This window comes from Butyricimonas faecihominis (genome assembly GCF_033096445.1).
Classification (GTDB): Bacteria; Bacteroidota; Bacteroidia; order Bacteroidales; family Marinifilaceae; genus Butyricimonas; species Butyricimonas faecihominis.
Window position 1 is genome coordinate 2,783,584 of the sequence record NZ_AP028155.1, and the last position, 15,408, is coordinate 2,798,991.

The 15,408-nt window shown below is 44.2% G+C and carries 12 protein-coding genes; 11 read left to right on the top strand and 1 reads right to left on the bottom strand.

The window, feature by feature from the left end; all coding sequences use genetic code 11:
- Window positions 1-82: 82 nt before the first annotated feature.
- Window positions 83-2,710 carry an alanine--tRNA ligase gene (gene alaS, locus R8806_RS11630; protein ID WP_124317813.1) on the bottom strand — a complete coding sequence of 876 codons (2,628 nt, stop codon included), beginning with the start codon at window positions 2,708-2,710 and terminating at the stop codon, window positions 83-85.
- 239 nt (window positions 2,711-2,949) lie between these two features.
- Between alaS and R8806_RS11635 the strand changes: the two genes are divergently transcribed.
- From R8806_RS11635 to R8806_RS11685, 11 genes are all read left to right on the top strand, one after another.
- Window positions 2,950-3,924 carry a M23 family metallopeptidase gene (locus R8806_RS11635; protein WP_027200388.1) on the top strand — a complete coding sequence of 325 codons (975 nt, stop codon included), beginning with the start codon at window positions 2,950-2,952 and terminating at the stop codon, window positions 3,922-3,924.
- A 106-nt stretch (window positions 3,925-4,030) separates the two neighbouring features.
- Window positions 4,031-4,363 (top strand): MerR family transcriptional regulator, encoded by a 333-nt coding sequence (locus R8806_RS11640; RefSeq protein ID WP_124317814.1) that lies wholly within the window; start codon window positions 4,031-4,033, stop codon window positions 4,361-4,363.
- A 38-nt stretch (window positions 4,364-4,401) separates the two neighbouring features.
- Window positions 4,402-5,187 (top strand): Nif3-like dinuclear metal center hexameric protein, encoded by a 786-nt coding sequence (locus R8806_RS11645; protein WP_124317815.1) that lies wholly within the window; start codon window positions 4,402-4,404, stop codon window positions 5,185-5,187.
- 3 nt (window positions 5,188-5,190) lie between these two features.
- The gene (locus R8806_RS11650) at window positions 5,191-6,033 is read left to right on the top strand and encodes a zinc ribbon domain-containing protein (protein ID WP_087419705.1); all 843 of its coding nucleotides are present in this window, start codon (window positions 5,191-5,193) and stop codon (window positions 6,031-6,033) included.
- 61 nt (window positions 6,034-6,094) lie between these two features.
- Window positions 6,095-8,719 (top strand): valine--tRNA ligase, encoded by a 2,625-nt coding sequence (locus R8806_RS11655; protein WP_124316802.1) that lies wholly within the window; start codon window positions 6,095-6,097, stop codon window positions 8,717-8,719.
- Window positions 8,720-8,786: 67 nt separating this feature from the next.
- Window positions 8,787-9,689 (top strand): hypothetical protein, encoded by a 903-nt coding sequence (locus tag R8806_RS11660; protein ID WP_124316794.1) that lies wholly within the window; start codon window positions 8,787-8,789, stop codon window positions 9,687-9,689.
- 89 nt (window positions 9,690-9,778) lie between these two features.
- Window positions 9,779-10,585 carry a M48 family metallopeptidase gene (locus R8806_RS11665; protein WP_124316795.1) on the top strand — a complete coding sequence of 269 codons (807 nt, stop codon included), beginning with the start codon at window positions 9,779-9,781 and terminating at the stop codon, window positions 10,583-10,585.
- A gap of 125 nt (window positions 10,586-10,710) precedes the next feature.
- Window positions 10,711-12,180, top strand: coding sequence for a cysteine--tRNA ligase (gene cysS / locus R8806_RS11670; protein WP_124316796.1), 1,470 nt, complete (start codon window positions 10,711-10,713; stop codon window positions 12,178-12,180).
- A 92-nt stretch (window positions 12,181-12,272) separates the two neighbouring features.
- Complete coding sequence (locus tag R8806_RS11675) at window positions 12,273-13,391, top strand: glutaminyl-peptide cyclotransferase (RefSeq protein ID WP_124316797.1); 1,119 nt, start codon at window positions 12,273-12,275, stop codon at window positions 13,389-13,391.
- Between the two features lie 95 nt (window positions 13,392-13,486).
- Entirely contained in the window at window positions 13,487-14,155 is a 669-nt protein-coding gene (ung, locus tag R8806_RS11680) for a uracil-DNA glycosylase (protein ID WP_124316798.1), read from the top strand.
- 239 nt (window positions 14,156-14,394) lie between these two features.
- On the top strand, window positions 14,395-15,390 hold the full coding sequence (locus R8806_RS11685; RefSeq protein ID WP_087419689.1) for a class II fructose-bisphosphate aldolase: 996 nt from the start codon (window positions 14,395-14,397) through the stop codon (window positions 15,388-15,390).
- Window positions 15,391-15,408 lie beyond the last annotated feature (18 nt).

A 15,408-nucleotide genomic window follows, 5' to 3' on the forward strand; every position in this document is an offset into this window, starting at 1 on the left:
ATTAGTTCACTTCCTTTTTCACAAAACAAATGTATAATTTTTTATTAATATATAAAAGGCTACACAAATTTTGTACCAAAAACTAATGAATTTTATCCAAAATCAATTTCTCGGCTCTTTCCAAAGCTTTACTAACCCCATCGGGATTTGATCCTCCGGCAGTTGCGAAAAATGGTTGTCCACCACCACCACCTTTAATTTCCACTGCCGCATCTTTAACGATTTGTCCGGCGTGTAATCCGAAATCTTTCACCAGAGAATCGCTGAACATCACGGTCAAATGAGGTTTGTTGTTAAATACGCCACCGATCACCAAGATAAGGTTATTCAACTCTCCTTTTAACTGGAATGCAATATCTTTCACGTTGGCCGGAGGCATCATAACCGTCTTCACAATCATGTTAATATCACGGATAACACGCTTTTCGTTCTTCCACCCTTCTTTCATGATTCGTAAACTCTCTTGCGTGAATTTTTCCACATCTTTCTTCAACCCCTCGTTTTCGTTCAACAATTCTCTAACATTCTCTAATACACCACGATTAGATTTAAACATACTGTCGATTTCCTTCATCATCTTGAAATAATTCAAGATATATTCTTCCGCCTTCGCTGCCGTAATGGCTTCTATACGACGGACCCCGGCTGAAACGGAACTCTCTGAAATAATCTTGAAAAACCCGATTTGCCCCGTGGCATGGGCATGTGTACCTCCACACAATTCCACAGATTCCCCAAATTTCACCACACGCACCAAATCTCCATACTTCTCTCCAAAGATGGCCATTGCGCCCATTTTCTTGGCTTGCCCGATAGGTATAGCTCGACTTTCTTCTAATGGGTAGTTCTTACGAACTTCCTGGTTCACGATGGCAGCCACTTGCTCCAACTCCTCGTCGGTCACCTTTTGGAAATGTGAAAAGTCGAAACGCAAATACTCATCACTCACGTATGATCCTTTTTGTTCCACGTGTGTTCCCAGCACTTTCCGCAAAGCGTAATGCAACAAGTGGGTTGACGTATGATTGTTTTCCGTGGCAATCCGCTTGTCCAAATCCACCTTGGCCGTAAACACTTGCGTCAAATCCTCCGGCAAACGATCTGTTATATGAACAGTCAACCCGTTTTCTTTATGGGTATCTAAAACATTAATCTTTTCTGTTTCTGAAATCAACCAGCCACGATCACCGACCTGTCCTCCACTCTCTCCGTAGAATGGGGTTATATTAAACACCAGTTGATAAAGCGTTTTCCCCTTCGTATTCACCCGACGATAACGGGTAATCTGCACTTCCGTCTCCGTGTAGTCATATCCCACGAACTCCTGAGTATCATCAGCAATCAATTCCACCCAATCATCTGTGCTTACAGCTGCAGCCGAACGAGAACGTTCTTTCTGAGCTTCCATCTCGGCCTTGAACTCTCGACGATTTACCACCAATCCGTTTTCCTTCAAAATCAACTCGGTTAAATCCAACGGGAACCCATAAGTATCATACAACTCGAAGGCCACATTCCCCGGTACAGTCAAAAAATCTTCCGCCTTGGTCTTCTCAATAATCTTATCCAACAACTTAATACCTTTATCTAATGTACGCAAGAAGGCATTTTCCTCTTCTTGTATTACCCGCTCAATCAATACCCGCTGGGAAGAGAGTTCCGGATAATGTTGCCCCATAACCTCAATCAACACCGGCACCAACTTATACATGAATGCATCCTTCTGATCCAAGAATGTATAAGCATAACGAACAGCCCGACGTAAGATTCTCCGGATCACGTAACCGGCTTTCACGTTCGAAGGCAACTGCCCGTCTGTAATTGAAAATGCGATCGTACGCAAGTGATCTGCAATCACCCGCATTGCGACATCCGCAGCCGCATCCTTCCCGTATTCTTTTCCACTCAATCGAGCAATCTCCCCGATGATCGGAGTAAATACATCCGTGTCATAATTGGACGTCTTTCCCTGTACGGCCATACACAAACGCTCGAATCCCATCCCCGTGTCCACGTGATGGCTGGGCAAATTCTCCAAACTACCATCCGCCTTACGGTTATACTGCATAAACACCAGATTCCAGATCTCGATCACTAACGGGTTATCCTTATTCACTAGTTCACGTCCCGGTTTCAATGCCCGTTCTGCCTCCGAGCGCAAGTCTATGTGAATCTCCGAACAAGGTCCACAAGGTCCCATATCTCCCATTTCCCAGAAATTATCTTTTTTATTCCCGTACAGAATCCGATCTTCAGGCAAGTACAATTTCCAATACTCCAACGCCTCTTTATCTTCTTCTAAACGATCATCCTTACTTCCCTCAAAAACGGTTGCATACAATCGATTTTTATCCAACCCCATCTCTCCCGTAAGGAACTCCCAAGCGTAAGCAATCGCCTCCTTCTTGAAATAATCACCGAACGACCAGTTGCCCAACATCTCAAACATCGTGTGATGATAGGTATCATGTCCCACCTCCTCCAAATCATTGTGCTTTCCGGAAACACGTAAACATTTCTGAGAATCTGCCACCCGGGTTGCCTTCGGACGCACATTTCCCAAAATTATATCTTTAAATTGATTCATTCCAGCATTCGTGAACATCAAAGTAGGGTCCCCCTTGATCACCATCGGTGCCGATGGTACTATTGTATGTGATTTCTTCTCAAAAAAATCTAAAAATCTCTGTCTGATTTCTGCTGATTTCATACCTTCTAAATTTAAAAATGACATACGCAGATTCTGTCTTTCACTCTCTATCAACTCCATGCTTATTGCCCAAATCCTCGCTCGAAAAGAAATTCAGATCCCTTTCTGACATCTTTCCTACCAAGCGCATTTCAACCGGGATGATCATGCTATCACTTTGATCTGCCTTGTTTACCAAGTTGCAAATTTAGATTATTTCTTTAACTTTGCATCGCAAACACTATTTTTTATTAGCAACTATGCGAAAAGCAGGGTATCATTTTAATTCGGACACATTATCTTTTGATAAAATAGAATCATCTTTAAGAAAAAGGCTTTGGAGATTATTCAAGAAATTCTTTTCCAGTTTCTCCTTGGCTATTGTCATGCTATACTTGGTATATGCTTTCATTGATTCCCCAAAAGAAAAACTTTTAAAACGGAAATACGAGGAAGTTCTTACTCAATATAGCCTATTAAGTAACAAAGTAGAACATCTGGACAACGTCCTAAAAGACATGGAATCACGGGATGACAACATCTATCGGGTTATTTTCGAAACCGATCCCATCCCATCATCCATTCGCCGGGCAGGTTCCGGGGGGGTCGACCAGTACGAACATCTGAGACAAATCGACAATGCGGATCTGATTATCGGGACTGCCAAGAAAATAGATGAATTATCAAAAGCAATCTATATTCAAAGCAAATCCTTTGACAAGATTGAAGAACTGGCCAAAAACAAAATCGACATGTTAGCCTCCATTCCAGCTATCCTTCCGGTATCGTTAAAAGACAAAAATACACATCAGGTAACCTCTTCATTCGGCTACCGGATGCACCCTATTTACAAGACCCCGAAATTCCATGCTGGCATGGACTTCACGGGTACCATCGGGACCCCAATCTACGCAACAGGTAACGGTGTAGTTATCGAAAGTAAATTTGATAAGGGATATGGCCGTCACGTGGTTATCGACCACGGATTCAGTTACAAAACGCTATATGCCCACATGGATAAAATCTTGGCTAAAAAAGGCCAAAAAATCAAGCGAGGGGACGTTATCGGATATTTGGGCAACACCGGACTATCCACGGGACCTCACCTACACTATGAAGTACGGAAAAATGACAAGCCGATAGATCCCATAAACTTTTATTTCAACGATCTCACCCCCGACGAGTTCGAGTTGTTAGTGGAGACCGCAAATAACACGGGACAAAGCATGGACTGATCCAATTTAAATTTTAGATTTAGAATTCTAAATGAATGTATAACACCGAAAAACGAAACTTGAAAAGCTAATTTTCAATTTTCAATTTTCAATTTTCAATTAAACCATGGTGGCTGAAGAATCATTAAAGTTGTATTATTCTATCGGAGAAGTAGCCGAGATGTTCGGAGTCAATACTTCACTGATCCGGTTCTGGGAAAAAGAATTCGACGTGATTAAACCCCACAAAAACAAAAAAGGGAATCGTCAATTTACGAAAGCGGATGTCGATAATTTCCATCTGATCTACCATCTGGTCAAGGAAAAAGGAATGACACTAAAAGGAGCCCAGCAACAACTCAAGAACCGGAAAGACGAAACGGAATTACACTTCGAGGTCATAAAACGCCTGAAAGGAATTAAGGACGAGCTGTTATCCATCAAAAACCAGCTACCGTAATAATTTAGATTTTAAATTCTAAATTTTAAATTCCAAATATGTATATAAAAGAGATTATTTCGCTCATAGAAGACTATGCCCCGTTAAAACTTCAGGCAAGTTTCGATAATTCCGGATTACTTTGCGGGGACCCGGAACGGGAATTAACATCCATACTACTATGTATTGATGTTACCGAAGAGGTTGTAAAGGAAGCGATTGATAAGGGACACAATTTAATTATTTCCCACCATCCACTCATTTTCAGCGGGCTAAAACATATCACTCCGGCAACTTACGTGGAGCGTTGCGTGATCGATGCCATCAAACACGACATCACTATTTACGCCGCACACACGAACATGGACGTGGTAGCCAACGGTGTAAGCGGACGTATGGCAGATAAACTAGACCTGTACCATCGGCAGGTTCTTCAACCGGAAGGGGACCCGATGGCCGGTAACGGCTTCGGGATTATCGGCAAGTTACAACAACCCGTTGAAAGCATGGCTTTTTTGCAGCAAGTAAAAGAAATATTCCGGTGTGATAGGTTACGTTACACGACACCTCACACGCCCTCCATACAACGGGTGGCTGTTTGTGGCGGAGCCGGAGCCTCCTTTTTCAAGCAGGCCCTAGCCGGACAGGCCGACATATACATCTCCGGGGATTTCAAATATCACGACTTTTTCCTCACGGAAAACCGCATTATGATTGCCGATATTGGCCATTACGAAAGCGAACAATTCACAAAAGAGATATTTTATGAGATACTTACAAAAAAAATATCTAAATTTGCGGTTCAGTTTTCTGAGATTAATACAAATCCGATTAAGTATTTATAATATATGGTGACGAATAACAATGAGAAAATGCAAGAACTGACAGTTGAAGAAAAACTGCAGAACCTGTATGAATTACAAAGAATTGACACCGAGATCGATAAAATCAAGACTCTACGGGGAGAATTACCGTTAGAAGTTCAAGACCTTGAAGACGAGATCGCGGGATTGGAAACACGTATCGAAAACTTGAAGGTTGAATTAGGTGAACTTGACAAAACCTCTTCCACTCGGAAAATGGACATCAAGAAAGCCGAGGAAGCGATCAAAAAATACAGTGAACAATTGGATAACGTTCGCAACAATCGCGAATACGATGCTTTAAGCAAGGAAATCGAATTCCAGAAACTGGAAATTGAATTACAGGAAAAGAGAATCCGGGAGGCTCAAAAAGCAAAAGCAGAAAAAGAAGCGCTGATGGAAGAATCCAAAAAGCGTTATGAAGATAAAGTATCTGATCTAGAAGCTAAAAAAGGCGAACTGAATGACATCATCAATGAAACACACAAAGATGAAGAGTCTTTACAGACAAAATCAGAAGAACTTGCTGCTACCATCGACGAACGTCTATTGACGGCATATCGCCGTATCCGCTCCAACGCCCGCAATGGATTAGCCGTTGTTACCGTTGACCGTGATGCGTGTGGTGGATGTTTCAACAAAATCCCGCCACAGAGACAGTTAGACATCCGTTCTCGGAAGAAAATCATCGTCTGCGAGTACTGTGGTCGTATTCTCATCGATAAATACATCTGTGACTACGACGGTTCGCAACAAAAAGCAGACCTTGAAGCTCTCCTTGATGCACAAAAGAAAAAAGGAAGAAGACTTAGAAAATCAGAAGAATAAAAAACAAGGCTGCTCGACAAAGCAGCCTTTTTACGAATATATAATTTTAATCTGAATTAAAATGATCCCAACAAACTATGATCCGCGAACGAGCGAAGAGAAATGGTATCAATATTGGATGGAACATAGATTTTTCCATTCCACTGTTGATAAAAAGAGAACTCCGTATTGTATTGTAATCCCGCCACCTAACGTCACGGGAGTCCTGCACATGGGACACATGCTGAACAACACGATACAGGATGTACTCGTCAGACGCGCCCGTTTACTGGGTAAAAATGCTTGTTGGGTTCCGGGAACCGACCATGCCTCCATTGCCACGGAAGCCAAAGTGGTAGCCAAACTTAAAAGTGAAGGCATCGAGAAAAGGGACCTTTCCCGGGATGAGTTTTTAAAACACGCTTGGACATGGACTGAAAAGCACGGGGGGATCATCCTCGAACAATTAAAGCGATTGGGAGCATCCTGCGATTGGGACAGAACTTGCTTCACGATGGACGAGATTCGTTCCGCCAGCGTGATAAAGGTATTTATCGACCTGTATAACAAAGGACTTATCTATAAAGGAGTCCGGATGGTTAACTGGGATCCATCGGCCAAAACAGCCGTATCCGATGAAGAGGTTGTTTACAAAGAAGAGCATAGCAAATTATATTACCTACGTTACCGTATTGAAGGGACGGAGGATGAATATATCATCATTGCCACGACCCGCCCGGAAACGATCTTGGGTGATAGTGCCGTGTGCGTGAATCCCAATGACGAGCGTTTCCGTCATCTGGCCGGCAAGAAATGTATTGTTCCCTTGGTAAACCGTGTGATCCCGATTATTCAGGACGAATACGTGGATATGGAATTCGGTACCGGAGCATTAAAAATCACCCCGGCCCACGACATCAATGACTACGAGATCGGTTATAAACACCATCTTGAAACCATCGATATTTTCAACGATGACGGTACATTAAACGAGAATGCTCAACTTTTCGTGGGGAAAGATCGTTTTGTTGTACGTCAAGAAATCATTCCCGAACTGGAAAAAGCGGGTAACCTTGTAAAAATAGAAGACTATAATAACAAGGTGGGGTATTCCGAGCGGACTAACGTGGTTATAGAACCCAAGCTATCCATGCAATGGTTCCTGAAAATGAAGGAGCTGGCCAAACCAGCATTGGATGCCGTGATGAACGATGACATTCTCCTAACTCCGACAAAATACAAGAACACGTATCGCTACTGGATGGAGAACGTGAAAGATTGGTGTATCAGCCGCCAATTGTGGTGGGGCCACCAGATTCCGGTATACTACCTGCCGGATAGCAACGACTATGTGGTTGCCGCAACACCCACGGAAGCAGTACAACTGGTGAAGGAGAAATTCGGCAAAGACATCCCGGCAGATCAGTTACGTCAAGATGAAGATTGTTTGGACACTTGGTTCTCTTCTTGGCTGTGGCCTATCTCCGTGTTCAACGGCATTTTGGAACCGGACAATGAAGATATTAACTATTACTACCCGACAAATGACCTAGTTTCCGGACCCGATATTCTGTTCTTCTGGATGGCAAGAATGATCATGGCCGGTTATGAATATCGCCACGAGAAACCGTTCTCGAACCTGTACCTCACTGGAATCGTTCGAGATAAACTGCATCGCAAGATGTCCAAATCTCTTGGTAACTCTCCGGACCCAATTGACCTGATCAACCAATACGGGGCAGACGGTGTACGGGTTGGCATGTTATTGTGCGCACCCGCCGGGGGAGACCTTCTTTTTGATGAAAGTCTTCCGGAACAAGGACGTAATTTCACGACTAAAATATGGAATGCATTCCGCCTAGTCAGCAACTGGAAAGTCGCAGACCTGGAACAACCCTTGCATTCTAAATTAGCTCTTGAATGGTTCGAACAATACTTGAACAAGTGCAAAGAAACCTTGAACACCCAATTTGAGCAATACCGGATCTCCGAGGCTCTTATGACCGTGTACACCGGATTCCGCGATGAGTTCTCCTCTTGGTTATTGGAAATCATCAAACCGGGATTCGAGCAACCGATTGACCGGATCACTTATGATAAGACCATTTACCTCTTCGAGGAAATGTTACAATTACTTCACCCGTTCATGCCGTTCATCACGGAAGAGATCTGGCAGAACTTGAGAGAGCGGAAAGACGGAGAAAGTATCATGGTTTCCGTGATGCCAATCCCCGGAAAATACGACGAAAACTTCTTGAATACCTTTGAAAACACGAAAGAAGTGATCGCCGGAATCCGCACGATTCGCAAGCAAAACAACATTGCCTTTAAGGATGCGATTTCTTTAAGAGTGAAAAGTAATGACCGCTACCCGCTACTATTCGAGAGTATTATCTGTAAAATGGGTAATATCCAAGATGTAGAAATGGTCAACGACACGGTAAAAGGAGCATGGAGCTTTATCTGCGACACGGTTGAATACTTCATCCCCGCAGTAGGAGAAGTCAACACAGAAGAAGTCAGAGCCAAACTGCAAGCTGATCTAGCTTACGCCCAAGGCTTCTTGGCATCCGTGATGAAAAAACTCTCGAACGAGAAGTTTGTCAGTGGAGCCCCGGCACAGGTTGTCGAGAACGAACGTAAAAAACAAGCTGATGCCGAAGCAAAAATCAAAGCCATTGAACAACAATTGGCAGAATTGAACTAAAGTATCATTTCAAACATTAAACAAGCAGTCCGTTGTCGGACTGCTTGTTTAAAAAAAGATATAAGCCATGAGACCCTTGATACTTTTACTATTCATCTTGAGCTCAGCCCTGATTATTTCATGTAACTCAAATCGGAATCGCTCGGAAAATAAACAAAAACTGGAACAAACCTTTCTGTTACACGGCCCAATACAAGAAAGCACGGCACCTAAAAATCTCACGGCATATTTCGATTCCTTACAACAACAAGGTTTCTTCATTCCCTATCACACAGATTCCACCGAGCAGCAAAAAGTCATACACACGGTAGCACTCCTACAAAAATACCAAATAGGAGAACGTAAATACTACCCGGCAGAAGAGGTTCAAGCAGCCTTGGAACTCATGCGACATGAATTAGGCTACCGCCAAAACCATCGAGGTGAAGAGCTGACAACCGAAGAAACAGTCTTCTTCTTTCGTTTTCTCGAACAAGCAGCCCGCCTATGTCCGGATGTACATTTATTAGCTGACGTAGCCTCTGCAGACCACAAAGTCGGAGTCATAAATTTTCAAGAATGGTCATACAACCCCTTGTATTCATTCCTCCTTTACGAGAACGGTAAAGGCGGTTGGAATACCACAGCCATTGATACCACCGGATACGTAAAGATCGAGAAGATATTCACCTTGCAAAAGGACGGACAAACCTACTATCTTCTTTCCAACAACTTCCAACTACTCGGCTTTTCACAATTCATTTTTATGATTGAAAACGAGACAGCCTCATTATTCCAAGGTAAACAATATAAAGAATCCGTAAATCAATGGTGCGAATCCTACCCGGAAGACGCAACCATCATCTTCAACCCTCAAAAAATATGCTGGAACTTCTGCCATAAAGTCGGAGAACATTACCAGCAAATCGAAGGCACAAAGACTCTTTATCTAGAACTTGCCAAGGAACAGTCATATTTTCATGTAGAATAATCTAAACGACATTCTTTAACAAACATTGCAAATATCAAATCCGTATTATATTTTAGCACTTAAAATATAACCGTTCAATTATTCAGCTTATGAAAAGAACAATTTTACGCCTTACGTTCATCGTAGGGATCGTTCTGCTTTTCTTCCGATGCGCCACCGTGCCGCTTACGGGAAGACACCAACTTATCCTATTCCCGGAAGACCAAATGGTCTCCATGAGTTTAACCTCATACAGTAGTTTTTTAAAGGAAAACAAGCTATCCACCGATGCCGTCAATAAACAACGGATCAAAAATGTCGGGGCAAAGATCTCGAAAGCCGTTGAACAATATCTTGCCGCAAATGGGCTGCAAGACCAGATTGCCAATTTCCAATGGGAATTCAACCTCGTGGCCAGCAACGAACCCAACGCATGGTGTATGCCGGGAGGTAAGGTCGTTTTCTACGAGGGGATATTACCCTACTGTCAGAATGATGCGGGAATCGCTGTCGTCATGGGGCATGAGATCGCCCACGCCGTGGCTCACCACAGCAACGAGCGCATGAGCCAGCAGGCACTCATACAATACGGGCAGGCCGCTGCCACCGAAATCCTTGGTCACGACCAAAGTGATGCGAGAAAAGCCATTTTAGCTGCCGCGATAGGTATGGGAACCAACGTGGGAATCACACTCCCCTTCTCCCGTAAACACGAGTACGAGGCGGATCACTTGGGACTGATCTTCATGGCCATGGCCGGTTACGACCCGAATGAGGCTGTCGCTTTCTGGACCCGTATGGCAAACGCATCAACAGGCAAACAGCCCGAATTCCTATCCACTCACCCTGCTGACACAAAACGGATTGCTAAACTAAAAGAGGCCATCCCGGAAGCGTTAAAATACAAGAAAAACTAAAGTAACAACAAACGGAAAACAAACCATGAATGACAAGAATAAGGCATTAATTTACCCTTTCCCGTCATTTTCAAGGAGAAAATTTCTACTTTTGTTGAATCATATCAATAAAGCATTATAGTATCATGGAAAACAAGTTAACGATATACAACACGTTAAGTCGAAAAAAAGAGTTATTTGAACCCATTAACCCGCCTTTCGTAGGATTATATGTTTGTGGACCGACCGTATACGGGGACGCTCATTTGGGCCATGCCCGTCCGGCAATCACCTTTGACTTGTTGTTCCGTTATCTTAAATTCATGGGGTACCGGGTAAGATACGTCCGCAACATCACTGACGTGGGTCACCTCGTGAATGATGCGGATGAAGGAGAAGACAAGATCGCCAAAAAAGCCAAACTGGAACAACTGGAGCCGATGGAAGTGGTACAATTCTACTCGAACCGTTACCACAAAAACATGGAGCAACTGAACACGCTACCCCCCAGCATCGAGCCACACGCGTCCGGTCACATCATCGAGCAACAGGAATTAATCAAACAGATCATCGAAAACGGTTTTGCCTATGAAAGCGAGGGAAATATCTATTTCGACGTGGAACGCTATAACCAAAAATATCACTACGGTAAACTATCCGGTCGTAAAATCGACGAATTGTTTGCCAACACGAGAGAACTGAGCGGACAACAGGAAAAACGTAACCCATTTGACTTCGCCCTGTGGAAAAAGGCTTCCCCGGAACACATCATGCGCTGGCCCTCACCTTGGGGTGTAGGATTTCCGGGCTGGCACCTTGAATGTTCCTGCATGAGTCAGAAATACCTAGGAGAAACATTTGACATTCACGGGGGCGGTTTGGACTTGCAATTCCCGCACCACGAATGTGAAATCGCCCAAAACGTGGCCGCACAAGGACACGAGGCGGTAAAATACTGGATGCACAATAACATGGTGACCATCAACGGGCAGAAGATGGGTAAATCCCTGGGGAACTTCATCACGCTGGATCAGCTCTTCACGGGCAACAACAACGTGCTGGAACAGGCTTACTCCGCCATGACCGTTCGTTTTTTCATCCTGCAAGCACACTATCGCAGCCCGCTTGACTTCTCGAACGAGGCATTAAAGGCAGCGGAGAAAGGTTACGAGCGAATGATGGCCGCCGTTTCACAACTTAACAGGTTGAAAGCGTCCAACGAGAACACGGTAGACATCGCTACTTTACAGACGAACTGTTTCGAGGCCATGAACGACGATTTGAACACGCCGATATTAATCGCCCACTTGTTCGAAGGTGTCCGCATCATCAACTCCATCGCGGCAGGCTCGGAAAAGATCAACGCAGAAAACTTGGAAATGTTGAAAAACCTGTTCCACAGCTTCGTGTTCGACATCCTCGGCCTCAAGGGAGAAGAGGACTCCAGCGCCAGCAACCAAGCCCTAGGCAAGGTGATCGACGCTATGATGAACGTGCGCAAAACCGCCCGTGCAAACAAGGACTGGGCTACCTCCGACAGCATCCGTGACGAGCTGAAAAACGCAGGCATCCAGATAAAAGACACGAAGGACGGTTACGAATGGAGCCTTGAATGATTGCAGATGAAGTGATTTACGATGGAGTGATTACACTTGATCGTAAACACAAGAATCACGAAATCATAAATCACTAAATCACATAATACATTATGCCTTATCTCTACTACATACTACTTTCGCTCCTGTTGCTCTCTGCCTGTCAGGGAGAAAAAAAGAGTAAAGGGGACCAGAACCAGATTACGGTAGACAGCGCCCAAAGCCGCAAAACGACGGGACCTAAATACGTGAAAAGCGTGCAATTCGTGTATCCCATGAAATTCGACACCTGTCGGTTTAACGAGGAACTCAAAATTGTATACGCGAACAACAAGCACTATAAAATAGACTCCGCCCACCTGTTCTTCAACCAGAAACAGATTGCCACGCTCGACAGCGCAACCCGGGAATTCGTGTTCAAAATCCCGAAAGAAAAATGTGGTACCAACACGCTCAAAGTGATCGCATTCCATCCCAACAACAAATGCGGGGTAGCCACCCAATCCTTTATCGTGAAACCGGATAAGGCACCCCAACCACTTCAATACCAACTGATGAAAACCTATTCCCATGCCACGGATGCCTCCACGCAGGGATTAGTATATATAGACGGCATTATCTACGAGGGAACCGGGATCAAAGGCCAATCCACCCTGCGCAAGATCGACTTGGAGAACAACAAAACACTCGCCATGCTGGGATTGGACAGCCAATATTTCGGAGAGGGGATCACGGTTTACAAGGATAAGATATACCAGCTTACCTGGACTTCCCAGAAAGCGTTCGTTTACGACTTGGCCTCTTTCACCCTGTTAACGACATTCGACTACTCCATGGAGCAAGGCTGGGGACTGACCACGATGGGCGACAAACTCGTCATGAGTGACGGTTCACATAACTTGTACCATTTGGACCCGAACCTCTTCAGCGTTGTCAAAACCGTGGAAGTTTTCGACAACAAAGGTCCGGTAACCAACTTAAATGAACTGGAATACATAAACGGTTATATCTGGGCAAACGAATGGCTTACAGACCGGATTGTCATCATCGACCCGGAATCAGGCGAAGTAGTACAGGACCTACTACTCCCGAATCTACTCACCGCCTCCGAAAGAGCCAAACTGGACCAGAACGACGATGTTTTAAACGGTATCGCATACAACGAAAAGAAGGGCACGATTTACATTACCGGAAAACACTGGCCAAAGTTATTTGAGATAAAAACGAAATAATTGAGTGATTCTGTGATTTCCGATTCAGTGATGTAGGAATCACCTAATCACGAAATCGGCAATCACCCAATCATTAAATCTAAAATCAAAATTCTATGGTTGACGTAAAAATCGAGCCCTCTTGGAAAGAACTCTTAAAAGATGAATTTGAGAAACCTTATTTCTCCGAGTTGATCCAATTCGTGAAAAACGAGTACAAGACCACGAAGATATATCCTCCGGGAAAACTCATTTTCAATGCCTTTGATCATTGTCCCGCGGAACAAACCAAGGTTGTCATTCTCGGGCAAGACCCGTACCATGGTCCCGGACAAGCACACGGGCTTTGTTTTTCCGTTCCGGAAGGCATCGATCAACCACCTTCATTACAGAACATTTTCAAAGAAATAAATAACGATTTGGGTAAACCCGTCCCCACGTCCGGCAACCTCGAACGCTGGGCAGAACAGGGAGTGCTATTACTCAACGCTACATTGACCGTGAGAGCCCATCAGGCTGGTTCACATCAGAACAAAGGTTGGGAAACCTTCACCGATGCCGTCATCAAAATCATTTCCGAGAAAAAAGAAAACCTCGTTTTCTTCCTTTGGGGTTCCTACGCCCAACGCAAAGGTGCCTTCATCGACACCCAACGGCATTTGGTGCTGAAATCCGTACACCCCTCCCCCTTGTCTGCCAACCGGGGCGGCTGGTTCGGCAATCACCAATTCAGTCAGGCGAATGCTTATTTGAAATCGCATGGATTAAAAGAAATAGAGTGGTAACCACTCTATTTTTTTTACCCCTGCGATTTCAAGTTACAAGTTACAGGTTAACAAGTTGCAAATTCGGACAAAACATGACCTTCACACTTCGAACCTGTAACTTGTAACCCGTTAACCTGCAACTTGAAAATTCAGGGAATTTTCAATCTCCGCAAACGTTTGAAATTTTTCCTTCGTTTCCTTGCATATCTCTGTTTTTAATGCTTAACTTTGATGCACGAATATAAAATATAGCAGCTATGGTTAATTACAAAGACTTAGGACTGGTTAATTCCAGAGAAATGTTCAAGAAAGCAATGGAAGGTAAATACGCTATTCCGGCTTTCAATTTCAATAACATGGAGCAAATGCAGGCTATTGTTGCAGCTTGCGTGGAAACAAAATCTCCTGTTATCTTACAAGTTTCCAGCGGTGCCCGTAAATATGCAAATCAAACCATTTTACGTTACATGGCACAAGGTGCGGTTGAATATGCCAAAGAACTTGGATGCAATATTCCAATTTGTCTTCACCTAGACCATGGCGACACGTACGAGTTGTGCGTATCTTGTATCGAAATGGGATTCTCTTCTGTCATGATCGACGGATCGGCCCTTCCTTATGACGAGAACGTGGCATTAACCAAGAAAGTGGTTGAATATGCTCATAAATATGATGTTACCGTAGAAGGTGAACTTGGTGTTCTGGCCGGAATCGAAGACGACGTGGTTGCCGCAGCCAGCGTTTACACCAGCCCGGACTTGGTGGAAGACTTCGTGAAGAAAACCGGAGTGGATTCATTGGCCATCTCCATCGGAACTTCCCACGGGGCAAATAAATTCAAACCGGAGCAATGTACCCGTAACGCGGACGGAATCCTCGTTCCTCCCCCATTACGTTTCGACATCTTGGAAGAAATCGAAAGACGTATCCCCGGATTCCCAATCGTTCTCCACGGATCATCCTCCGTACCACAAGACAAAGTTGCTATTATCAATAAATATGGCGGTGCATTAAAAGATGCCGTGGGTATCCCGGAAGAACAATTGCGTAGAGCCGCTACTTCTGCCGTATGTAAAATCAATATCGACTCCGACGGCCGTTTGGCAATGACCGCAGCCGTTCGTGAAGTCTTCGCAAACAAGCCGGCAGAATTCGACCCGCGTAAGTACCTAGGCCCCGCCAGAGATGCATTAAAAGAATTATACAAGCACAAAACGGTACACGTTTTAGGAAGTGCCAACAGGGTAGAATAAAAAAAGGGGCTCAATGAG